The organism is Vannielia litorea (assembly GCF_018424695.1).
Taxonomy (GTDB): domain Bacteria; phylum Pseudomonadota; class Alphaproteobacteria; order Rhodobacterales; family Rhodobacteraceae; genus Vannielia; species Vannielia litorea_A.
In genome coordinates, this window is sequence record NZ_QTNQ01000196.1 from 1 (window position 1) to 911 (window position 911).

Annotated in this window: 1 protein-coding gene; it reads right to left on the reverse strand. The window is 70.7% G+C overall.

What is annotated here, in order from left to right:
- Window positions 1–911: DNA translocase FtsK 4TM domain-containing protein (locus tag DYI42_RS23910; protein WP_213549630.1), on the reverse strand; the 911-nt coding region annotated here is incomplete at both ends.

Sequence of the window (911 nt, forward strand, 5' to 3'; positions counted from 1 at the left end):
TCGGAGATGCGGGCGCGGATGCGATCGTCGGCGGGCTGCTCGGGATCGTAATCGAGCTGCGGCTCATGCTCGACCAGCTCTGGCTCCACCGGGCGGCGGACGAAGCCGGTGACCGAGGCCAGCAGGCCCTTGCGCTCGACCGGTGCGGGAGCGGTGGCGGGCATCGGCTCGTCATCGCGCATCACCAGCGGGCGCGGGGTAAAATCATGCCGGGCGGGCGCGGGAGCGGCGGCCTCTGCCAGCAGCTCGCGCTCGGTTGCGGCTTCGCGGCGGGCGTCGCGGCGCGCCTTGACGGCCTGCGCCAGCGTGAGCGAGCCCTGCGCGCCCTTGCCCAGCAGCTTCATCGCCCCGGCATAGAGCATGATCGTGCCGACCATGAGGAAGCGGGCAAAGAGCTTGAGCTCGGGCTTGGTAGCCCCCAGCGCGAAGACCAGCATGGCCAGCGCGGCGAGGCCGAAGGGGATGGCAAGGATCTTGACGCCGAGGCCCGCGGCGAAGGGCAGGATGTTGAGCAGGGCGCCCAGCACAGTGTCGCCGAAGAGCCCGCCGAGGCCAAAGCTGTGGGCCCAGTCGCCGCCCGGGGTGAGCATGGCACCGTAGATCGCGGCAAGCGCCACGGCGATGGGCGCGAAGACGAGCCGGGACAGGGCGCGCTCGCTGCCGTAGTGGCGCACGAAGCGCACACCCCAGGCCCCGAGGATCACCGGCAGCGTCCATGCGGCGTGGCCGACAATGATGAAGAGCGGCCCGGCGATGGAAGCGCCGAACCGGCCGAGGATGTTTTGCGCGGGCGCGTCGGTGGCCGAGAGCCAGGAGGGATCGTCAGGCACGTAAGAGCCGAGCATCAGCGCCACGACGAGGCCCGCTGCAATGAGCGCGATGCCGATCATCTCACGCCCGCGTTTCTCGAT